General features: G+C 64.7%; 20 protein-coding genes. 12 read left to right on the forward strand and 8 right to left on the reverse strand.

All coding sequences use genetic code 11. The annotated features are described in order from the left end of the window. Nucleotides 1-34: 34 nt before the first annotated feature. Nucleotides 35-631: a MarC family protein gene (locus LJX93_RS23915; protein ID WP_033701739.1), complete on the forward strand. Its 597-nt coding sequence runs from the start codon at nt 35-37 to the stop codon at nt 629-631. Here LJX93_RS23915 and LJX93_RS23920 read toward each other — a convergent pair. From LJX93_RS23920 to cobG, 7 genes are all read right to left on the reverse strand, one after another. After that, entirely contained in the window at nt 628-1,251 is a 624-nt protein-coding gene (locus LJX93_RS23920) for a hypothetical protein (protein WP_095063864.1), read from the reverse strand. The two genes, LJX93_RS23915 and LJX93_RS23920, sit on opposite strands and share 4 nt — an antisense overlap. Further along, nucleotides 1,238-1,918 (reverse strand): hypothetical protein, encoded by a 681-nt coding sequence (locus tag LJX93_RS23925; RefSeq protein WP_227696481.1) that lies wholly within the window; start codon nt 1,916-1,918, stop codon nt 1,238-1,240. The genes LJX93_RS23920 and LJX93_RS23925 overlap by 14 nt, the downstream gene beginning before the upstream one ends. Nucleotides 1,919-1,981: 63 nt before the next feature. Then, nucleotides 1,982-2,671 (reverse strand): hypothetical protein, encoded by a 690-nt coding sequence (locus tag LJX93_RS23930; protein WP_047582365.1) that lies wholly within the window; start codon nt 2,669-2,671, stop codon nt 1,982-1,984. Nucleotides 2,672-2,770: 99 nt separating this feature from the next. Beyond that, nucleotides 2,771-4,468: a precorrin-3B C(17)-methyltransferase gene (gene cobJ / locus LJX93_RS23935; RefSeq protein WP_227696482.1), complete on the reverse strand. Its 1,698-nt coding sequence runs from the start codon at nt 4,466-4,468 to the stop codon at nt 2,771-2,773. Beyond that, complete coding sequence (locus LJX93_RS23940; protein WP_033701745.1) at nt 4,456-5,190, reverse strand: precorrin-2 C(20)-methyltransferase; 735 nt, start codon at nt 5,188-5,190, stop codon at nt 4,456-4,458. The genes cobJ and LJX93_RS23940 overlap by 13 nt, the downstream gene beginning before the upstream one ends. After that, a complete protein-coding gene (locus LJX93_RS23945; RefSeq protein ID WP_033701746.1) occupies nt 5,187-5,813 on the reverse strand; it encodes a precorrin-8X methylmutase in 627 nt (208 codons plus the stop codon). The genes LJX93_RS23940 and LJX93_RS23945 overlap by 4 nt, the downstream gene beginning before the upstream one ends. Beyond that, on the reverse strand, nt 5,806-7,137 hold the full coding sequence (gene cobG / locus LJX93_RS23950; protein ID WP_033701747.1) for a precorrin-3B synthase: 1,332 nt from the start codon (nt 7,135-7,137) through the stop codon (nt 5,806-5,808). Before cobG ends, LJX93_RS23945 begins: the two co-directional genes overlap by 8 nt. Nucleotides 7,138-7,268: 131 nt before the next feature. Between cobG and LJX93_RS23955 the strand changes: the two genes are divergently transcribed. The 11 genes from LJX93_RS23955 (at nt 7,269) to cycA (ending at nt 18,453) form a co-directional block, all read left to right on the forward strand. After that, the gene (locus LJX93_RS23955; protein ID WP_047582358.1) at nt 7,269-8,480 is read left to right on the forward strand and encodes a bifunctional cobalt-precorrin-7 (C(5))-methyltransferase/cobalt-precorrin-6B (C(15))-methyltransferase; all 1,212 of its coding nucleotides are present in this window, start codon (nt 7,269-7,271) and stop codon (nt 8,478-8,480) included. Continuing rightward, on the forward strand, nt 8,473-9,567 hold the full coding sequence (locus LJX93_RS23960; protein WP_047582356.1) for a cobalt-precorrin-5B (C(1))-methyltransferase: 1,095 nt from the start codon (nt 8,473-8,475) through the stop codon (nt 9,565-9,567). The genes LJX93_RS23955 and LJX93_RS23960 overlap by 8 nt, the downstream gene beginning before the upstream one ends. Continuing rightward, complete coding sequence (locus tag LJX93_RS23965) at nt 9,564-10,286, forward strand: cobalt-precorrin-6A reductase (RefSeq protein ID WP_227696483.1); 723 nt, start codon at nt 9,564-9,566, stop codon at nt 10,284-10,286. The genes LJX93_RS23960 and LJX93_RS23965 overlap by 4 nt, the downstream gene beginning before the upstream one ends. A 226-nt stretch (nt 10,287-10,512) precedes the next feature. Continuing rightward, on the forward strand, nt 10,513-10,950 hold the full coding sequence (locus tag LJX93_RS23970) for an NfeD family protein (RefSeq protein WP_033701751.1): 438 nt from the start codon (nt 10,513-10,515) through the stop codon (nt 10,948-10,950). Between the two features lie 26 nt (nt 10,951-10,976). After that, nucleotides 10,977-11,831 carry an SPFH domain-containing protein gene (locus tag LJX93_RS23975; RefSeq protein ID WP_033701752.1) on the forward strand — a complete coding sequence of 285 codons (855 nt, stop codon included), beginning with the start codon at nt 10,977-10,979 and terminating at the stop codon, nt 11,829-11,831. A gap of 141 nt (nt 11,832-11,972) precedes the next feature. Continuing rightward, nucleotides 11,973-12,362 (forward strand): DUF2946 domain-containing protein, encoded by a 390-nt coding sequence (locus LJX93_RS23980; RefSeq protein WP_033701753.1) that lies wholly within the window; start codon nt 11,973-11,975, stop codon nt 12,360-12,362. Nucleotides 12,363-12,408: 46 nt separating this feature from the next. After that, a complete protein-coding gene (locus LJX93_RS23985) occupies nt 12,409-12,894 on the forward strand; it encodes a copper chaperone PCu(A)C (RefSeq protein ID WP_033701754.1) in 486 nt (161 codons plus the stop codon). 23 nt (nt 12,895-12,917) lie between these two features. Next, nucleotides 12,918-13,358, forward strand: coding sequence for a DUF2946 domain-containing protein (locus LJX93_RS23990; RefSeq protein ID WP_227696484.1), 441 nt, complete (start codon nt 12,918-12,920; stop codon nt 13,356-13,358). Between the two features lie 66 nt (nt 13,359-13,424). Further along, nucleotides 13,425-15,491 carry a TonB-dependent copper receptor gene (locus tag LJX93_RS23995; RefSeq protein ID WP_227696485.1) on the forward strand — a complete coding sequence of 689 codons (2,067 nt, stop codon included), beginning with the start codon at nt 13,425-13,427 and terminating at the stop codon, nt 15,489-15,491. A gap of 58 nt (nt 15,492-15,549) precedes the next feature. Further along, nucleotides 15,550-16,914: a PepSY-associated TM helix domain-containing protein gene (locus LJX93_RS24000; RefSeq protein ID WP_227696486.1), complete on the forward strand. Its 1,365-nt coding sequence runs from the start codon at nt 15,550-15,552 to the stop codon at nt 16,912-16,914. Between the two features lie 132 nt (nt 16,915-17,046). Further along, nucleotides 17,047-18,453, forward strand: a complete 1,407-nt coding sequence (cycA, locus tag LJX93_RS24005) for a D-serine/D-alanine/glycine transporter (RefSeq protein ID WP_227696487.1) — start codon at nt 17,047-17,049, stop codon at nt 18,451-18,453. A gap of 41 nt (nt 18,454-18,494) precedes the next feature. On the opposite strand, the gene LJX93_RS24010 is transcribed toward cycA, so the two are convergent. Then, nucleotides 18,495-19,946, reverse strand: a complete 1,452-nt coding sequence (locus LJX93_RS24010; protein WP_227696488.1) for a hypothetical protein — start codon at nt 19,944-19,946, stop codon at nt 18,495-18,497. Nucleotides 19,947-19,992 lie beyond the last annotated feature (46 nt).

Below are 19,992 nucleotides of genomic sequence, written 5' to 3' on the forward strand. Positions count from 1 at the left end.
AACAGGCCTGCACCGCAGCCGAGGATCAACGCCCATGCTCCATGAGTTGTTCAGCGTCTACCTGAAGATGCTCGTGCTCTACAGCCCGTTCTTCGTGCTGTCCTGCTTCATCAGCCTGACCCGCGGCCACTCCAGCAAGGAACGCAAGCAACTGGCCTGGAAGGTGGCCTTCGCCGCACTGGTCGCCAGCATACTGCTGTACCTGTTCGGGCGGGCGATCTTCGGTATTTTCGGCATCACCGCCGACGCCTTCCGCATCGGTGCCGGCAGTGTGCTGTTCATCTCTGCGCTGGGCATGGCCCAGGGCAAACCCGCCGTGCAAGCCGACAACGTGCAGCAGGATGTGACCATCGTGCCGCTGACCATCCCGCTGACCGTCGGCCCCGGCACCATCGGTGCGCTGCTGGTGATGGGCGTGGGCCAGCCGCACTGGGACGACAAGCTGCTGGCCATCGTCAGTATCGCGCTGGCCAGCTTTACCGTGGGCCTGGTGCTGTACCTGTCGCACGGCATCGAGCGGCTGCTCGGCGACCAGGGCCTGCAGATCGTCAGCCGCCTGATGGGGCTGTTCGTCTGTGCCCTGGCGGCGCAGATCATCTTTACCGGGATCAAGGGTTACCTGGTGCTCTAGACCTCCATTTCATGGATTTCCTTCAGCGCGATGCTCACCAACGCACGCTCAACCGCACTGCGGCGTTCCTGGTCGAACAGACGTGTATTGAACCGCACCAGCTCTGCGTTCACGTGCATGTCGCGGCGCTCATGAAACACAAATCCTGCCGTGAACGCTGCGGTTTTGCCGGCCTCGTGATACACCACGATGTCCACGTAGCTACCACTCACCGGCGCGCAGGACAGAAGCTGAAACTGCGCCCTAGCCATACTGCGCGCTTCAAAATGCAGCAACGGCTTGCTGTTCTTCTTCAGTGCCTCAAGCGCCAGTGCCATATGGCTGGAATGCCGAACCCCGGCGATGGCGTCGATCTTGCTCAGCGCCTGATCAACGATTTTCGGCCGCTCAGGGTCCGGCCAATGCACTTCTTCAGCCGACTTCGCGTCCCACCCCAGGTACATCAACTTCTTGCGGTAATACTGATACTGTTCCTGGGCAGTCTCTTTGGCCATATCCTGCAAAGTCACAGTCTCAGCCCACAGTGTGGCGAGCTTGACGGCCTTGCGCTGTCCTAAGCTGATACCGGGGATGAAAGAGACCAGGCTGGCACCGACCACTGCGGCTTCATAGGTTTGCATGGCTGCCCTCCGGGTTCAGCACGCCCAAGTTCCTGATGCGTTCTGCGTACTGCTTGCGCTCAAGCAGCGCGTGCAGGCTTTCACGGTCAACTTCGGTCAGTTGCTCGCCCAAGGTTGCGAGGGTAGTGCGCAGATCGACCTTATCGGTGGGTGACGACGCCAGTACCGCGCCAGGGAGGATCTGGGTGGCAGGCGTGGCAGTGGTCAAGGCCAACCCACACAGATCCAGGGAAGGGCCTGGCAGCATCACCCCCAGCTCGTAGACCACATGGGTTGCCTGACCGTGCTCGTCCAGGGTGAAAGGCCGCAGGTACTGCTGCACCTCATTCTGAGACAGCCTGGCGATGGCTGCCTGCAAATAGGGCGAGAGCCCCGGATGACGGGCCTGCAATTCATCGGTAAGACGCTGAGTCAGCGGGACGCTGCCCTGCAAGGGCTGATAATCACTGCGACTGCCTGGGATGCCCCACCCACGCGCTTCCAACGCTTCACGGTAACCGCTGTACCAGCGTGCATAATCGGCAAAGCGTGAGCCATTCAGTTTGTCCGAACGCAACTGTGCAAACAGCAACGAGTCCAGTGCATATTGCCGAGACGGCAATGCCACTTCTGCGACCAACAAAGCCGTGCCGCCAACGAGCCATAAGGAATAGGCATCCTTACTCATCGCAATACCTCGATGTTCAATCACATGAGAAGAAAAACGGGGCCTGAAAGCCCCGCTCCGCTGTCAGATTTCAAATTCGCTGACAGCCTTGACCGCCTTGTCGATCAGCTTCTGCTCGGTCGTTGCCCGCACCTCGTCGGTGTAGACCACTTCGTTGAGACTGAGCACAACCGAACCGCAATAGCGCTCCTTGCTCGAACTCTTCCATTCGAACACGGTGGTATTCAGGTCGTTTTCACTCGGCGAGGCACTGAAGGCATTCACCAGCATGAACAGTTCGCCTTCAGGCGTTTCGATGCAGGCCGCCAGCCCCGTGGTCGAGACAGGGTGGCCTTTGAGGTTTTGCTTGTAGATCTGCTGGGCTTCCTCGATGTTGCCCAGTGCCGAAAGGGCCTTGCCCGCCAGCTTGGCCATGGCCGCGCCCATGGGGCCGCCGAGCAAGGCCTGGCCTGCGGTGCTGGCGACTTTGAAAGCAATCGGCCCCAACGTCAGCGATCGGCTTTGGTCATAGTCGCGCTCGTAGGAGCGTTTACCCACCGCCCAACCCAAGGTGTGCATCACCTGCACGAACTTGTTGAACCAGGCTTCGGATTCGCCATCGCGATCATGCAGCTTGGACGCTACACGAGAGGCAAACTGGAACGTTGTCTTGGCATCGCGCCGGCTTTGCACCGACATGCCTGCGCTGAGCGCGAGCAGCGATTGCTCGACAACGGCGATGCTATCGCCATTGATAGTGTTTTCATCGGTCATTTGCAGGGTCCTTGAAGGCCCCGACGGGTATCGTCGAGGGGCCTTCACCCTATGCTGCAAAGGGCCGGGTAACAGGCATGAACAGGTTCCCTCGGTGCCTCAACCCGGGGCCGGGTACCAGCGCGGGGTGTACACCCACTGTTCGCCATCGGCCCTCGGAAATTGGCAGGTCGTGGACGACCCGAGCAGGACCATGGTGCGCATGTCGACCATTTCCGGCAGCAGCTCGGCCAAAGTGACTACCTTCAGCGTCTGCCCCGGCCTACCGATGTCACGGCCAAGGACTACAGGCGTGCTCCCATCGCGGTGCCGACGCACAACCTCCAGTGCCACCCCAAGCTGATGCGGTCGGGATTTGGAAATCGGGTTGTAGAAGGCCAGCACCAGGTCCGCCTGGGCGGCCAGGTCCAGACGTTTTTCAATGATCGACCACGGCTTGAGGTTGTCCGACAGCGACATCACGCAGAAGTCGTGCCCCAGCGGTGCCCCCGCCTGAGCGGCAGTGGCCAGCGAGGCCGAAACCCCCGGCAGGATCTCGAGATCGACCCGATGCCAGGCCGGGTCACTGGATTCGTGCAACGCTTCGAGCACCGCTGCGGCCATGGCGAACACGCCCGGGTCACCCGACGACACCACCACCACCGAACGCCCTTGGGCGGCCAGTTCGAAGGCATGCCGAGCGCGCTGCATCTCTTCGCGGTTGTCGGTGCAATGCTGCACCTGATCGGCGCGGAACGGCCCGGCCATGCGCACGTAGGTTTCGTAGCCGAGGATGTCCTCGGCGCGGGCCAGCTCGGCCTTGACCGCCGGCACCATCAGCTCGGCAGCGCCTGGGCCAAGGCCGATCACCGCCAGCCGACCACGGCGGCGGCCGACCTGCGCGGCATCCACCGGCGCCGGGGCCACGGCGATGACGGTACCCGCCTGCTCGATCAACTCGGCGCCGGGTAGCGCCTGGGCCAGCATGTCACGCAGGTCGCCAGGCTTGGCTGCAAAACGCAGCGCCACGCCAAGGGCCTGTGCAGCCTCGTGCAGGGCGGCATCGGCCATGGCGTGCTCGCCAGCTAACAGGCAGGCCAGCGATTGCTCGGCGATACCCGCCGCCTGCAGCGCGGCGCGGATGCCTTGCAGGTCAGCGGTATCGACGCCCACCACGACCGAACGCGGGTGGATCAACAGCTCATCACGGCTGCTCGGGCGTGCCTGATGGCCGACATGGATGGTGCGCCGGGCGCTCTCGCTCGCGGGCAGCTGCGCCTGCTCAAGCCAAGGTGCATCGCCTTCGACGCGCACCGCCTCACCGGCCAGCAGGTCAGAGACAAAGCGCTTGCCTTGCTCGATGTCCGCCAGGGCATAGCCCTGTGGCGGGTTCAGCAGGCAGGTGCCAAAGCGCAGCTCGCCACTGGTGGTGATGGCTGCGGCCACGCCCAGCGCTTCGCCGATCTCACGCGCCATCACATTCACGCCACCCAGGCCACCGAGCAGCGGCACTACCGCACTGCCATCCTCGGCCACTGCCAGCACCGGCGGCTCGACGCCTTTTTCACTGAGCAGGCTGGCCAGGCTGCGGATAACGATGCCTGCGGCGCACAGGGCGATGATCGGGGTGTCCTGCTGATACAACGTGCGCAGGGTGTCGCCAAACGATGCGTAAAGCTGATCGGCGCCCTCGACCCGGCCACTCAGGCCATGGATCGAGGCGTGTGGATAACACAGCTGAATGCGCTGCGCCGTGGCCAGGCTGCCAGGGCCAAGCACGACGATTGCCGGTGCCTTGTGCATGCTCATCCCTGCCATTTTTCACCCGGTACGATAATCAGCGAGAAGTACGGCGACGACAGCGGGTCGACCTCCGCCAGCGGCACGATCTTCTGATTGGCCATGGTTGCCCGTTCGACATACAGCGCACGGCTGTCCAGGCCCAGCTCGGCCAACACCTCACGCACCTTGGGGAAGTTGCGGCCAAGCTTCATGATCACGGCAGCATCGGCATCGGCCAGGCGCCGCTTCAGTTCCTCGGCCGGCAGCACGCCCGACAGCACCGAAAGGCTCTGGTTGCGGTAGACCAGCGGCGCGCCCAGCACCGACGCCCCCCCCAGCATCGAGCAGACGCCAGGGATCACTTCGGCCTCATAGCGCTGCGCCAGGCGGTCATGCAGGTACATGTAGGAGCCGTAGAAGAACGGGTCGCCCTCGCAGATCACCGCCACGTCGCGGCCGGCATCCAGGTGCTCGGCAACCTGCACACTGGCTTCATCGTAGAAATCGCTGATCACCTGTTCATAGGACAGCGGCGCCGGCAGCGCTTCGGTGGTGACCGGGTAGACCAGCGGCAGCAGTGTCTGCTCGGCCTGCAGGTGCGCCTCGATGATGCCGAACGCGTTGCCGCGCTTGCCCTTGGCCACGAAGTAGCCGACAACCGGCGCCTCGCGCAGCAGGCGCAGGGCCTTGACGGTGATCAGTTCAGGGTCGCCGGGGCCTACGCCCAGGCCGAGCAGACGTCCACGTGGGGTCATCATTCCACCTCCGTGGCCAGGGCGTTGACCGCGGCAGCGGCCATCGCGCTGCCGCCCAGGCGGCCTTGCATGATCACGAACGGCACGCCGCGGCTGTCGGCGGCCAGCATGGCCTTGGATTCGGCCGCACCCACGAAACCGACCGGGAAGCCGAGAATCAGCGCAGGCTTGGGCGCACCGGCGTCGAGCATTTCCAGCAGGTAGAACAGTGCGGTCGGGGCATTGCCGATCACCACCACACTGCCTTCCAGGTGTGGGCGCCACAGCTCCAGGGCCACGGCAGAACGGGTATTGCCGGCGTCTTTGGCCAGGCCAGGCACGCTCGGGTCACGCAGGGTGCAGATCACCGGGTTGTTCGCCGGCAGGCGCGCGCGGGTAATGCCTTCAGCAACCATGTGCGCATCGCACAGAATCGGCGCGCCCTTGGCCAGGGCCTCGCGCCCGGCGCGGCCTGCCCCTTCGGAGAACTGCAAGCCGTCGATGGCCTCGACCATGCCGCAGGCATGGATCACGCGCACGGCGAGCTTTTCGAGGTCTGCGGGTATCCGCTCGAGTCGGGCTTCCTCGCGGATGATCCGGAAGGAATTGCGATAGATCTCCTGACCATCGCGGATGTAGTCAATCATCAAGGTGCTCCGTCGGCAGGTCGAGCATGGCGCCTGCTTCGTTCAAGGTGAGGTCGATGGCGCGCAGGGCACCGAAGCCCGGCAGGCGCGCATCGCGCACATACAAGTCGTAACGGCCCGGTGAACGGGCCAGCAAAGTGGCCGGGGCAACATGGGCCACGGCGCAAGATCGGGGGCAACCGGACAGGTGCACGCTGCCGGGAACGCCTGGGCCGAGCAGCGCGGCCAGGGCAACGGCATCGGCCTTGGTCTCGCCGTGGGCCTTGGCGCACCCACTGCTGCCGGTGCACGCGGTGATGCGCGCCAGCGGCTCATGGCGGTGGCAAAGCAGGCCCAAGGCGGACAGCTGCGCCTGGGCCTGCTCGATGTGGGCCAGATCGAGATTGGTCAGCACCAGGCTTTGCCAGGGACTCAGGCGCAGGCTGCCGTCACCCAGGTGGCGGGCGATGTGCGCGGCACCGCGCAGCATCTCCGGCGTCAACCGGCCCTGGGGCGGGGCGACGCCCAGCGCAAGGCCGTGGTTTTGTGGCAGTACCCCCAGCCATACGGGGTGGTTTCGTGCACGGCGCCATTGCAGCACGGCAGCATCGCGACGAATGTCCAGGCCGAGCCCTTCGACGAAAAACGCGGCCGAACAGCCTTCCAGCAATTGGCGCATACGCGATTGGTCCGCAGACGCCAGATCAAGGAAACGCGCCAGCACCGCACGCACCAGGGCCAGGCCCTGCTCCAGCGGCACGGCACCGAGCACCTGGCCGTCGGCCGGGCAGCCCGCCAGGCCAAACGCCAGCCACGTGCGCTGCTCAAGGTGCAGAGCCGAAAGCCATAGGTCATGGGGGTGTTCGAGCATGGCCAGGCCTTCACCGGCGTCCAGCTGCACGGCGAACTTGGCCGACAATTGATGAAAACGCGGTGTGCTTTCGAGCATGGCGAGGATCTGCCCCGCCAATGGTCGGGCATCCAGCAACATGGCCGGGTCATGCCCGGCCAGCGGGCTGAGCATCAGGTTGCGCACATCGTCACCGGCGGCATCGCGCGGGCCCAGGCCGGCGGCCAGCAACCTGGCGACCAGGCCATTGTGGTCGCTGCCGATACCGCGGACCTGCAGGTTGGCGCGGTTGGTCGCCTCGATCACGCCGCCGGCGAAGCGTTCGGCGGCCTCGGCCACGGCATCGGCCTGATCGGCCAGCAGCAGGCCACCGGGCAGCTTGACCCGGCAAATCCCACCATCACGCGCATTGACGATGCGCCACAACCCCGGGCAGGCCGAGGGGCGAGGTGAAACATCGGGGGCTTGGGCCTGCTTCAAAGGGGTGTCCGGCAATCTGTGAAGTGCGCTTGAGTGTAGAAGGCGCGGTATTATGCCTGCTTTGTCCGGCGGCATGAAAAGCCGGTGGTCGAGCTTATCGTTTACCCGGGGCCGCTTCGCGCCCCAGAAATGGCGGATTGAAACACATGGCACCCTGGCTGACAGTAGTAGGCATCGGCGAAGACGGCTTCAACGGCCTGGGCAAGCAGGCCCGGCGCGCCCTGCTGGGCGCTTCGCGGATCTTCGGCAGCCCCCGCCAACTGGCCTTGCTGCCGCGCTGCGTGGTCGGCGAGCGGCTGAGCTGGCCCACCCCGTTCGCCCTGGCGCCGGTACTCGCAGCGCGCGGTGCCCCTGTCTGCGTGTTGGCCAGCGGCGACCCGATGTTCTTCGGCGTCGGCGCCAGCCTGGCACGCCAGGTGCCCGCCAGTGAGATGCGCGTGCTGTCGATGCCGTCCTCTTGCGCCCTGGCTGCCGCCCGCCTGGGCTGGCCGCTGCAGGAGGTGCAGGTGGTATCGGTGGTCGCCCGGCCGCTGGCGGCGCTCAATGCCCAGCTGCACAGCGGTGCCCGCCTGCTGGTGCTGAGCAACGACGGCGACAGCCCTGCCGCGATTGCCGCCCAGCTGTGCGCGCGTGGTTTCGGGCCAAGTCGCCTGCGCGTGCTCGAACACCTTGGCGGCGCCGATGAACGCGAACTGGCCGGCAGCGCCCAGGACTGGCCTCACACCCAGGTTGCAGCGCTGAACCTGGTGGCCATCGAGTGCCTCGCCGCGCCCGATGCACCACGCTTGCCACGGGTTGCCGGGCTGCCAGACACGGCCTTCCAGCATGACGGCCAACTGACCAAGCGCGATGTCCGCGCCATCACCCTGGCCCGCCTCGCCCCGCAGCCCGGCGAGCTGCTGTGGGACGTGGGCGCAGGCTGTGGCTCGATCGGCATCGAGTGGATGCGTGCCCACCCTGCCTGCCGTGCGTTGGCCATCGAGGCCGACGAAGGGCGCCAGGGGTTTATCGAACACAACCGCGATGCACTGGGCGTACCCGGCCTGCAACTGGTACGCGGCAAGGCGCCGGCGGCATTGGCAGGCCTTGAGCAGCCCGACGCGATCTTCATCGGTGGCGGGGTAACCCGTGAAGGCGTGCTGGAGCTGTGCTGGGAGCGTCTGCGCCCGGGTGGGCGGCTGGTGGCCAACGCGGTCACCCTGCAAAGCGAATTGGCCCTGGCGCATTTTCGCGAGCAGCACGGTGGCGAGCTGACCCGTATCCATGTTGCCCACGTGCAGCCGCTAGGGGCGTTCGACACCTGGCGCCAGGCCTTGCCGATCACCTTGCTGGACGTGGTGAAACCCTTCGATGCGTGAAGAAACCCACGAACAACCCGCGCCGCTGCGCAGCGGCCTGACCACCGGCAGCTGTGCCACCGCCACCAGCCTCGCAGCAGCGCGCCTGCTGCTGACAGGCGTCTGTGACGACGCAGTGAGCATCACCCTGCCCAAGGGCAAGGTGGTGCAGATGCGCCTGGAGTTCTGCCGTCGCGCAGGCCAGTGCGCTGAAGCCGGTACCCTCAAGGACGCCGGCGACGACCCGGACGTGACCCATGGCGCCCTGCTCTACAGCCAGGTCCGCTTGCTGGCCGAGCCCGGCATCCGCTTTGTCGCCGGCCATGGTGTGGGGACCGTGACGCGCCCGGGGCTGGTACTGGCGGTGGGCGAGCCGGCGATCAACCCGGTGCCCCGACGCATGATTGGCGAACACCTGCAACGCCTGGCCGAGGCGTGTGCCTATCACGGCGGCTTCGAAGTGACGGTCAACGTGCAGGGCGGTGAATTGCTGGCGCTCAAAACCATGAACCCGCGCCTTGGCATCCTCGGCGGGCTGTCGATCCTGGGCACCAGCGGCATCGTCCGGCCGTTTTCCTGCGCGGCCTACATCGCCTCGATCCATCAGGGTATCGACGTGGCCCACACCAACGGCTACACGCACATTGCCGCCTGTACCGGCAACGCCAGCGAAGACACCATGCGCCGGGTCTACGGCCTGCCGGAAATCGCCCTGATCGAAATGGGCGACTTCGTCGGTGCCGTACTCAAGCACTTGCGCAAGGTGCCGGTAGCGCGCCTGAGCCTGTGCGGTGGCTTCGGCAAGATCAGCAAGCTGGCCGCCGGGCACATGGACCTGCACAGCCGCCATTCGAGCATCGACCTGCCGCAACTGGCCGGCTGGGCGGCGGCTGTCGGCGCCGATGCAAACCTTCAGGCCGCGATCATCGCCGCCAACACCAGCCAGCAAGCCCTGGCACTGGCCCATGCCGCCGGCATTGCCCTGGGCGACGCCGTCTGCGCGCATGCGCTGGCATTCGCCCGCAGCGTGGTGCCCGCGCAGGTCCAGGTCGAGGTGTTCGCCATCGACCGCCAAGGCGGTATCGTCGGCCAGGCGGGCGTGCAATGAGCGCGCGCATCCTGCTGCTGGGCGGCGTGACCGAGGCCCTGGCCATCGCCCGCCAGCTTGGCCCGCAGCATGTCTACAGCCTGGCAGGCATCGGCCGCGTGCCGCAGGGCCTGCAATGCCAGGTGCGGGTTGGCGGCTTTGGCGGTGCCGAAGGCCTTGCCCGCTACCTGCGTGAGGCGGGTATCACCCTGCTGATCGATGCCACCCACCCCTATGCCGCGCAAATCAGCCACAACGCCGCTGTTGCCTCACGCGCTGCAGGTGTTCCGTGCTGGGCGTTGCGCCGGCCTGCCTGGCAGGCGCAGCCGGGTGACGACTGGCGCGAGGTGCAAGACTGGGCGGGGCTGATCGACGCACTCGCGCCCTTCCGGCGGCCGCTGTTCACGCTGGGGCGCGAGCCGTTGCAGCATCTGGCAGAGATACCGCCAGAACAGTTCTGGACATTGCGGGCCCTGGAAGCCTGCCCGGGTAACGACCGCTGCGAAGTGATTGGCGCACGTGGGCCGTTTCGTATTGAAGACGAGCGTGCGTTGTTCGCGCGGCGGCAGATTGATGTGCTGATCAGCAAGAACAGCGGCAGCCTGGCGACCGAGCCCAAGCTTGAAGTGGCCCGGGAGCTGGGGGTGCCGGTGTTGATTCTGGAGCGGCCGGCGCTGCCTGGGGTGGATCGGGAGTATGGGGCGTGTGAAGCGTTGATGGCGGACTTGGGCTGCGGGTAGGGACGAGGCGCATGGCGTGGGTTTTGTAGCGCCTTCGAGATCGAGCGCCGCGCGGGCGGCGCTCGATCTTCAAGGCGCCAAAAAACCTACGCCAAGCACTTCTCCCCCCCAACCGCCTCCATGCCAAATCAGCCTCTCCCTACACCCAACGCCAACTTGTCTGAATAGCCTTCCGCCCATTCTCTGCCCTAAACTCTTCCCCCCTCCCCCGGAAGGCTTCATTCATATGGAAATGCAATGGTGGATCTGGCTGGTGTTCGGTATCGCGCTGATCCTGCTCGAACTGGTCCTGCCTACGTTCTTCATTCTCTGGTTCGGCATCGGTGCCGTGCTGGTTTCGCTCATCTCGCTCGCCGCACCCAGCCTGCAACTGGATATGCAGATGCTGCTGTGGGTGCTGCTGTCTTCAGCCACCACCGCCCTGTGGTTCAAGTTGTTCCGGCGCAAAAAACCGGATGTGCGATGGACGGCCGATAGCGTGATCGGTGAAGTCGGCCTGCTGACCGCCAGCGTTTCCGAGTTCCAGAAAGGCCGCGTGCGTTTCCAGAAGCCGATCCTCGGCAACGAAGAATGGACCTGCGTCGCCGACACTGAAATCCCGTCCGGCGAGCGTGTGCGCCTCACCGCCATCGAAGGCAATACCGCCCGCGTCATCCGGGCCTGAATCCGTACTGAAAGGAAGTTCGTATCATGACCAGCCTTATCGTCGTGGGCGCCCTCGCCCTGTTCGTCCTGATCACCGTGTTCAAGGGGGTGCGTATCGTGCCCCAAGGCGAGGAGTGGATCGTCGAGCGCCTTGGCCGCTACAACAACACCCTCAAACCCGGCCTGAACATCGTCATTCCGTACGTGGACGTGGTCGCCTACCGCCTGCCCACCAAAGACATCATCCTCGATGTGCAAGAGCAGGAAATCATCACCAAGGACAACGCGGTGATCGTCGCCAACGCCTTGTGCTTCGCCAAGGTAGTCGACCCGCAGAAGGCCTCGTACGGCGTACAGAACTTCTCCTTCGCCGTCACCAGCCTGACCATGACCTCGCTGCGCGCCATCGTCGGTGCCATGGACCTGGACGAAGCCTTGTCCAGCCGTGAGCAGATCAAGGCCCGCCTGCGCGAGGCGATGTCCGAGCAGACCGAAGACTGGGGCGTGACCGTGCGCTCGGTCGAGATCCAGGACATCAAGCCGTCCGAGAACATGCAACTGGCCATGGAACGCCAGGCCGCTGCCGAGCGTGAACGTAAAGCCGACGTCACCCGTGCCGAGGGTGCCAAGCAGGCTGCGATCCTCGAAGCTGAAGCACGCCTGCAATCCGCCAAGCTGGACGCCGAGGCGCAGATCAACCTGGCCGAGGCGTCGGCACGGGCGATTTCGCTGGTCAAGGAGGCCGTGGGCAACGAGACCGTGCCGGCCATGTACCTGCTGGGCGAGCGCTACATCGGCGCGATGGAGAACCTGGCCAGCAGCAGCAATGCCAAAGTCGTGGTGTTGCCTGCAGACCTGCAAGAGACCGTGCGCGGCCTGATGGGCCGCAACAAGCCCTGAGTTAGCGGGCCAAGCTTGCCCCGCGAAGGGGCCGCAAAGCGGCCCCAGCCCCTCCCCACCTGCGTCACTTCACCGCACCCCGCCTTTTTTACCTATACTGCGCCTTACAATACCCACCACGATTCCTGACCGGATCTCTCCATGCCCCCACGTCGGCACATTGCCTGGATAGCCTGCCTAGCAGTGCTGTTCAACCTGCTGGCCATGCCGCTGTCTTCTGCCGCGCCCAAGGGCCCGGCCGAGCAGTTGCTGTGGGGGGCTTTCTGTTCCAGCATGGCCAACAAGGCCAAGGTCGACGTCCAGGCCCTGGCCAAGATCGACCTCGGCCCGCAAAGCGACGACAGCGCCAGCATGATGAACTGCTGGTGCTGCTCGGGTGCCGCACCGCTGCTGGCCTTGCCCGGCTACCCGCCGCAGCTGCACAACCCGCCGACACTGCACGCCGGGCACCTGCCGCTGCTTGCCGACTACCAACCCACGCCGCGCCAGCTATGGCCCGCGCTCAACCCCCGTGCCTCCCCTCTGGTCTGAGTTGCTCACGCTGTCCGCCTGAACCTGAACAGATCGGAGACTCACCATGCTCAAGCAAGCCCTCGTCGTGGCCGCCCTGCTGCTGCCCAGCGCCTTCGCCACTGCCCACGAATACACCGTGGGCAACCTGCACATCGCGCACCCCTGGTCGCTGCAACTGCCCCCCAACGCGCCCAACGTCGCCGCGTATTTCGTCGTGCACAACAATGGCCAGGCCGATGACCGCCTGCTGAGTGTCGACAGCCCCATCAGCGATGACGCCCAGTTGCACGAGCATGCCATGACGGCCAGCGGCACCATGAAGATGCAACAGGTGCCCAGCGTGGTAGTACCCGCCGGCAAGGATGTGACCTTCGCCCCCAGCGCCTACCACGTGATGCTGATGCAGCCCAAGGACCGCAGCCTGCTCAGCGACGGCAAGCGTTTCCCGTTGACCCTGCACTTCGAGAAGGCCGGTGATGTCACGGTCGAAGTCGCCGTGCAGAAAGAGGCGCCCTCGGGCCAGCCCCAGGCTCACGAACACGCGCACTGAACATTAGCTGACAGGCACTCGCCATGAGCCTGCCGCGCAACAGCATCAGCCGTACCCCCCGCCCTGAACGCAGGTGCGTTGGGGGCGGCTGGCTGAGCCTGTTCGCCATGTGGATGATCTTCATCGGCCCGCTGGTTTCCCAGTCGATGCCGATGGACCACCACGCCGGCATGAACATGCCGACGGGCATGTCGATGGCCCCCGAGCACGCGCAGAGCGTGGACTCGCACCACAGCCATGATGGCCATGGCGGCGATGGCCAACTGCATGTGATGTGGGAAAAGTGCGGCTACTGCAGCCTGCTGTTCAACTGCCCCGCACTGCCGCAAACCCTCAGCCCGCTCAGTGCCGGCGTAGCAGTCCCCTCCACTCACCTTCTTGCAACCACGCGCCAGGGGCATGCCCGGCAGGCTGTATTCCCGGGTGCGCGCAGCCGCGCGCCGCCTTCCTCGATCAGCGTCTGAAAACACATTGTCCGCACGGAGCCAGGAGGCTTCGCGCTCACTCATGACTGATCGACTGGAATCATTATGTCTGGCTGCACCCCTGTTTTTGCCCTGTCCCTGCGCGGGGCCATCGCCGCCGTCTGCGGTTCGCTGATCGCGCCCATGGCCCTGGCCAGCGACCTCGGCCACGCCGAGCACGCGCATGCCGCCCCCGAGCTGAGCCCGACGGTGATCACCGCCGTGGCGCCCAGCTCGCCGCTGACCGTGGTCACCAACCCGAAGGACCCACGCCAGCCGGTACCGGCCAGCGACGGTGCCGATTACCTCAAGACCATCCCCGGTTTCTCGGCAATCCGCTCCGGCGGCACCAACGGTGACCCCGTGTTGCGCGGCATGTTCGGTTCACGCCTGAACATCCTCACCAATGGCGGCGTGATGCTGGGCGCCTGCCCCAACCGCATGGATGCACCGACGTCGTATATATCACCCGAAACCTACGACCGCCTGACCGTGATCAAAGGCCCGCAAAGCGTGATCTGGGGCCCTGGCGGCTCGGCCGGTACCATCCTCTTCGAACGCGAACCGGAAAAATTCGGCACCCTGGGCAGCCGCGTCAACGCCAGCCTGCTGGCCGGCTCCAATGGCCGCTTCGACAAGGTACTGGACGCCGCCGCCGGCAACAGCCAGGCCTATGCCCGCTTCGTCGGCAACCAGTCGCGCTCGGACGACTACCATGACGGCAACGATGACACCGTGCCGTCGCGCTGGGACAAATGGAACGGCGATGTCACCCTCGGCTGGACCCCCGACCAGGACACCCTGCTGGAACTCACCGCCGGCAAGGGCGACGGCGAAGCACGCTATGCCGGGCGCGGCATGGACGGCTCGCAGTTCAAGCGTGAAAGCCTGGGGCTGCGGTTCGAGAAGTCCAACCTCGGCGACGTGCTCGACAAGGTCGAGGCGCAGGTCTACTACAACTACGCCGACCACGTGATGGACAACTACAGCCTGCGTACCCCCTCCGGCAGCGGCATGATGGGCATGCCCATGGTCAGCAACGTCGACCGCCGCACCATGGGCGCCCGGGTCAAGGCGACCTGGCGCTGGGCCGATGTGCAACTGGTCAGCGGCATCGATGCGCAGACCAACGAGCATCGCCAGCGCGGCGGCATGGGCGTCGATGCGCACAAGGGCCAGGCCTGGACCAAGGACGCCGACTTCCATAACTACGGTGCCTTCAGCGAGCTGACCTGGTACGTCAGCGACGCAGACCGGCTGATCAGCGGCGCCCGCCTGGACCGTGCCTCGGCCCGTGACTTGCGCAAAGGCAGCGCCACTGTAGGCGACACCCGCGCCGATACCTTGCCCAGCGGTTTCGTGCGCTACGAGCACGACCTGGCGGCCATTTCCGCTACCACCTACATCGGCCTGGGCCATGCCCAGCGCTTCCCCGACTACTGGGAACTGTTCTCGCCCAAGCAAGCGCCGGCCGGTGCTGCCAACGCCTTCGACGGCATCAAGCCAGAGAAGACCACCCAGCTCGACTTCGGCATCCAGTACCGCGACGAACGCCTGGAGGCCTGGGCCTCGGGGTATGTCGGGCAGATCCGCGACTACATTCTGTTCGACTACCGCACCGGCATGATGGGCATGAGCACCTCCCAGGCCCAGAACATCGACGCGCGCATCATGGGCGGCGAATTGGGCGCGGCCTACAAGCTCAGCGAAAACTGGAAAGCCGACGCTACCCTGGCCTACGCTTGGGGCAAGAACAGCAGTGATGGCAAAGCGCTACCGCAAATGCCGCCCCTGGAGAGTCGCCTGGGCCTGACCTACAGCCGCGACGTCTGGAGTGTCGGCGCCCTGTGGCGGCTGGTGGCCGCGCAAAACCGCATCGCCGAGAACCAAGGCAATGTGGTGGGCAAGGACTACGACAAGAGCGCTGGCTTCGGCGTGTTCTCGCTCAATGGTGCCTACAAGGTGAACAACAACCTCAAGCTCAGCGCAGGGGTCGACAACCTGTTCGACAAAACCTACGCCGAGCACTTGAACCTGGCCGGGAACGCCGGGTTCGGCTACCCGGCCACAGACCCACAGCCGGTGAACGAGCCAGGCAGGACCTTCTGGACCAAGGTCGACTTCAGCTTCTGACAACAACAATGGGCGCGGCTGCGGTCGCGCCCCTCACCTGGTCAAACAGGAGGTTCCCATGCGCGGAACACGCATCTCTTTCTACAACCTGGCCTGGCGTTGGCATTTTTACGCGGGGCTGTTCGTCGCCCCGTTCATGATCCTGCTGGCGATCACCGGGATCATCTACCTGTTCAAACCGCAGCTCGACCCGCTGCTGTACCGCGACCTGATGGTGGTCGAAGCCGGCCATCATCGACAGCCTGCCGACACCCTGCTGGCCGAGGTGCACAAGGCTTATCCACAAGGCCATGTCGGCCAGTACCTGCCGCCGCTGGATGCCGAGCGCAGCGCGCAGTTCGTGGTGCATGACGGCGGGCGCGAATTGAACGTGTTCGTCGACCCCTACAGTGGCAAGCTGCTCGGCGAGCAGGATGGCAAACAGAACCTGCAGGCGGTTGCCCGTGCCCTGCACGGCGAGCTGATGGTCGGCACGGTCGGTGATCGCCTGGTCGAGCTGGCGGCGGGCTGGGGCATCGTGCTGGTGGTGTCGGGCCTGTATCTGTGGTGGCCACGCGGGCGCAACAGCGCCGGCGTGCTGTGGCCGCGGTTTTCCGCACGCGGTCGGCTGTTATGGCGTGACCTGCATACGGTGACCGGGTTCTGGGGCTCGGCCCTGTTGCTGCTGATGTTGCTCAGTGGCATGACCTGGACGGGCATGTGGGGCAAGCAGTACGCCGACTTATGGAACCGTTTTCCCGCCGCGATGTGGAACGACGTGCCCAAGTCCGACCAGCAGGCCCGCGAGCTCAACAGCGCCCACCGCCAGACCGTGCCCTGGGCGGTGGAGAACACCCCCATGCCGCAGTCCGGCGCCCATGCCGAACATGCCGGGCACCACATGATGTCGAACGCCCCGGCAGCGCCGCAAGTGAGCTTGCAGCAGGTCGAGGACATCGCCACTTCGCGTCAGGTCGAGCCGGGCTACAGCATTACCTTGCCGACCACGGCCGACGGCGTGTTCACCGTTGCGGTGTTCGCCGACGACCCGCGCAACGACGCCACCCTGCATGTCGATCAGTACACCGGCAAGGTGCTGGCCGACGTGCGCTGGCAGGACTACAGCCCGGTCGCCCGGGCTACCGAGCTGGGCGTGATGCTGCATGAAGGCAAGATGTTCGGGGCGTTGAACCAGATCATCATCTTTGTGGTGTGCCTGATGATTCTGCTGGGGTCGGTCAGTGGCTTGGTGATGTGGTGGAAGCGCCGGCCAACGGGCGGGCTGGGTGTGCCGCCGCTGCGCCATGACCTGCCGCGCTGGAAGACGGCGGTCGGGGTGATGGTCGTGCTGGGGGTGATGTTCCCGCTGGTGGGGGTGTCGATGGTAGTGATGTGGCTGGTCGACAGCCTGGTGGTGCGCCGCCGGGTACTGGCCCAGGCTTGAGGCCTGCGGGGCCGCAAAGCGGCCCCCTGCAACCCATGAATCGTGTCGATCTGTCGCGCCCCGAATTGGGACGCCCGTGTTAGCCTACTTGGCTTTCACAAAAAAAGACTGACCCTCAATGGAATGCAGCCAATGACCCGGACCTCTTCCCCTCCCGCTGAAGAGCAGCATCTGCAGCGCAACCTGACCAACCGCCACATCCAGCTCATCGCCATCGGCGGCGCGATCGGCACTGGCCTGTTCATGGGCTCGGGCAAGACCATCAGCCTTGCCGGCCCATCGATCATCTTCGTCTACATGATCATCGGCTTCATGCTGTTCTTCGTCATGCGCGCCATGGGCGAACTGTTGCTGTCGAACCTCAGCTACAAGTCGTTCATCGACTTCTCCGCCGACCTGCTGGGCCCCTGGGCCGGCTACTTCACCGGCTGGACCTACTGGTTCTGCTGGGTGGTCACCGGCATCGCCGATGTGGTGGCGATCGCCGCCTACACGCAATTCTGGTTCCCGGAACTGCCACAGTGGATACCCGCGCTGACCTGCGTGGCGGTGCTGCTGTCGTTGAACCTGGTGACCGTGAAGATGTTCGGCGAACTCGAGTTCTGGTTCGCCCTGATCAAGATCGTCGCCATCCTCGGCCTGGTTGCCACCGGCCTGTACATGGTCATCAGCGGCTTCGAGTCGCCGAGCGCGCGCACCGCGCAGCTGGCCAACCTGTGGAACGACGGCGGCATGTTCCCCAATGGCCTGATGGGCTTCTTCGCCGGCTTCCAGATCGCCGTGTTCGCCTTCGTCGGTATCGAATTGGTCGGCACCACTGCCGCCGAAGCGAAAAACCCAGAGCGCACCCTGCCCCGGGCGATCAACTCGATCCCGATCCGTATCATCGTGTTCTACGTGCTGGCACTGCTCGCGATCATGGCCGTGACCCCGTGGCGCGACGTGGTACCGGGCAAGAGCCCATTCGTCGAACTGTTCGTCCTGGCCGGCCTGCCGGCAGCGGCCAGCATCATCAATTTCGTGGTGCTGACCTCGGCGGCCTCGTCGGCCAACAGCGGCGTGTTTTCCACCAGCCGCATGCTCTACGGCCTGGCCCAGGAAGGTGACGCGCCGAAGGCACTGGAGAAACTGTCGCGCCGCGCGGTACCGGCCAACGGCCTGTACTTCTCCTGTACCTGCCTGTTGCTGGGCGCGGTGCTGATCTACCTGATTCCTGACGTGGTCGAGGCGTTTACCCTGATCACTACGGTTTCGGCGGTGCTGTTCATGTTCGTCTGGACGCTGATCCTGCTGTCGTACTTGAAGTACCGCAAAACCCGCGCAGCGCTGCACCAGGCTTCGAAGTACAAGATGCCCGGCGGGCGCTTCATGTGCTACGTGTGCCTGGTGTTCTTCGCCTTCATTCTGGTGCTGCTGAGCCTTGAAGCAGACACCCGCTCCGCGCTTGTCGTCACGCCGATCTGGTTTGTGCTGTTGGCGGTCACCTATCAATCTGTGCGCAGTCAACGCCGTCCGCGGACGTCAGTTCGCAATACCTGATGAAGACAGGGGCTGCTCTCGGCCCCTGTGCTTGCTCATGCTTAGCGACGCACGGCCATGGTGACCAGAATAGGGACTGACCAGGTGGAATTGTCGACGTCCAGAGCCTTCAGCTCTACCGTGCCGTTGTACCAACCCGCTGGAAGCTGAAGGTTGTCCTCGACTTCGTAGGAGAGAATCAGCGTCATGGCCCCCCCACTGTCAGGGTGGCACAGCTGATAGCTGTTCATCGTCGTGGTCTGTGGACACCCCGACATGTGTCGTAGTGCGCGGAAGTTGACGGGATGCTGCCGCCCGTCGGCGCCCTGCAACTTGACGGTTAATGTTGTGACACCTTGCCCACCGTAAACCAGGGAGATCGGGCCAACTTCGGTAGAAAGCGCCACTACGCCCACGCGACGCCTCGCATTACCGGCCGGGAGGGTAACCTGCGCAGCTCCCTGTGTGGACACGTAGATAAGTCGCTCACCGGCCAATGCTGGGCTATAGCTGCTGAGCCGACCAGCCTGCTCGCGCCAGAGCCTAGCCATGTCGGCCGTTTTCGCGTCACCAATAACGCGGCCGTCGACGCTAATGTCGGGCGTCGAATAATAAGGCCGGCTGTTGCCACAGAGGTTGGTGGTAAAGCCACCTCCGGCATCGAAGCCGTGTCTGTAGTTGTCCCCAGCGGCGGGGTAACAGTGGGCACCGCCAACGTTGTGGCCCATTTCGTGTTTGAACGGCGAAGTCCCATGGATGGAATTGACACTTGAATACCCAGGTCTGTAGGCCCAGCCGCCGGCGTCCCCGCCTACCGAGAAGCCGACGTTGATGTCATGCCGGTAACTGGAGCGCAGCGCCGTCAGTCGCTGCTGCCACGTCGACAGCCCTGCGGTAGTCACCGGAATATCTTCTTGAGTGACGAGAACCCCCGCTAGGCGCAACTCGATGTTTCTGACTGCGGAATTGCGCAAGCTCAAATTGACCCACTCCATCTGGCCAAGCGCAAAAGCATATGGGTCGACTTCTCTTGCGGCCAATGCCTGGGTGGTGAAACCGACCAACGCGTCCACGTAAGTGACAGCACCGGGCGCCGGTAGCGCGGAGGGTCTTGTTTCTTGCGGCTTGTCCTCGACAGTGTCTAGCTGCAGTGGATCGAACTCGACATCAGGCGTGAAAGTTCGCTTGCCTGAGGCATCCACCTGCAGCAGCCCACGATTGCCTTCGCGGTCAACGAAGACGGTCACGGCGCCATCGGGTGCGCGGATCACCACCATGGCGCCGCTTACCCCCTGCTTGCCGAGAAGATTGCCGCTTTGCACGCTGTAACCGCTTGCCTGCTGCTGCAATGCGCCTGGCTCGAACCGGCTGTCTCCGATCTGATCAGCGTAGACATCAGCGGAAACCGGCACTGGCGCCTCGACGCTTGAAACCTGTGCGCAACCGGTAGTGGCGAGGACCCACGACAGCGCGCAAGTCCCTGCAATAACCTTGTAGAGGGGGTTCAGTGGCATAACTCAGAGCTCCTTCGTTGAGCACAGAATAAACACTGCCTCAGTG

Source organism: Pseudomonas sp. HN2-3 (assembly GCF_020691745.1).
GTDB classification, from domain to species: Bacteria; Pseudomonadota; Gammaproteobacteria; order Pseudomonadales; family Pseudomonadaceae; genus Aquipseudomonas; species Aquipseudomonas capeferrum.

Coding starts and splice junctions, on each gene's coding strand:
- cycA (WP_227696487.1), top strand. CDS start 17,047: ATGACCCGGACCTCTTCCCCTCCCGCTGAAGAGCAGCATCTGCAGCGC.
- LJX93_RS23920 (WP_095063864.1), bottom strand. CDS start 1,251: ATGCAAACCTATGAAGCCGCAGTGGTCGGTGCCAGCCTGGTCTCTTTC.
- LJX93_RS23960 (WP_047582356.1), top strand. CDS start 8,473: ATGCGTGAAGAAACCCACGAACAACCCGCGCCGCTGCGCAGCGGCCTG.
- LJX93_RS23975 (WP_033701752.1), top strand. CDS start 10,977: ATGACCAGCCTTATCGTCGTGGGCGCCCTCGCCCTGTTCGTCCTGATC.
- LJX93_RS23980 (WP_033701753.1), top strand. CDS start 11,973: ATGCCCCCACGTCGGCACATTGCCTGGATAGCCTGCCTAGCAGTGCTG.
- LJX93_RS23985 (WP_033701754.1), top strand. CDS start 12,409: ATGCTCAAGCAAGCCCTCGTCGTGGCCGCCCTGCTGCTGCCCAGCGCC.
- LJX93_RS23965 (WP_227696483.1), top strand. CDS start 9,564: ATGAGCGCGCGCATCCTGCTGCTGGGCGGCGTGACCGAGGCCCTGGCC.
- LJX93_RS24000 (WP_227696486.1), top strand. CDS start 15,550: ATGCGCGGAACACGCATCTCTTTCTACAACCTGGCCTGGCGTTGGCAT.
- LJX93_RS23930 (WP_047582365.1), bottom strand. CDS start 2,671: ATGACCGATGAAAACACTATCAATGGCGATAGCATCGCCGTTGTCGAG.
- LJX93_RS23925 (WP_227696481.1), bottom strand. CDS start 1,918: ATGAGTAAGGATGCCTATTCCTTATGGCTCGTTGGCGGCACGGCTTTG.
- cobJ (WP_227696482.1), bottom strand. CDS start 4,468: ATGGCAGGGATGAGCATGCACAAGGCACCGGCAATCGTCGTGCTTGGC.
- LJX93_RS23995 (WP_227696485.1), top strand. CDS start 13,425: ATGTCTGGCTGCACCCCTGTTTTTGCCCTGTCCCTGCGCGGGGCCATC.
- LJX93_RS24010 (WP_227696488.1), bottom strand. CDS start 19,946: ATGCCACTGAACCCCCTCTACAAGGTTATTGCAGGGACTTGCGCGCTG.
- LJX93_RS23955 (WP_047582358.1), top strand. CDS start 7,269: ATGGCACCCTGGCTGACAGTAGTAGGCATCGGCGAAGACGGCTTCAAC.
- LJX93_RS23990 (WP_227696484.1), top strand. CDS start 12,918: ATGAGCCTGCCGCGCAACAGCATCAGCCGTACCCCCCGCCCTGAACGC.
- LJX93_RS23945 (WP_033701746.1), bottom strand. CDS start 5,813: ATGATTGACTACATCCGCGATGGTCAGGAGATCTATCGCAATTCCTTC.
- LJX93_RS23915 (WP_033701739.1), top strand. CDS start 35: ATGCTCCATGAGTTGTTCAGCGTCTACCTGAAGATGCTCGTGCTCTAC.
- LJX93_RS23970 (WP_033701751.1), top strand. CDS start 10,513: ATGGAAATGCAATGGTGGATCTGGCTGGTGTTCGGTATCGCGCTGATC.
- LJX93_RS23940 (WP_033701745.1), bottom strand. CDS start 5,190: ATGATGACCCCACGTGGACGTCTGCTCGGCCTGGGCGTAGGCCCCGGC.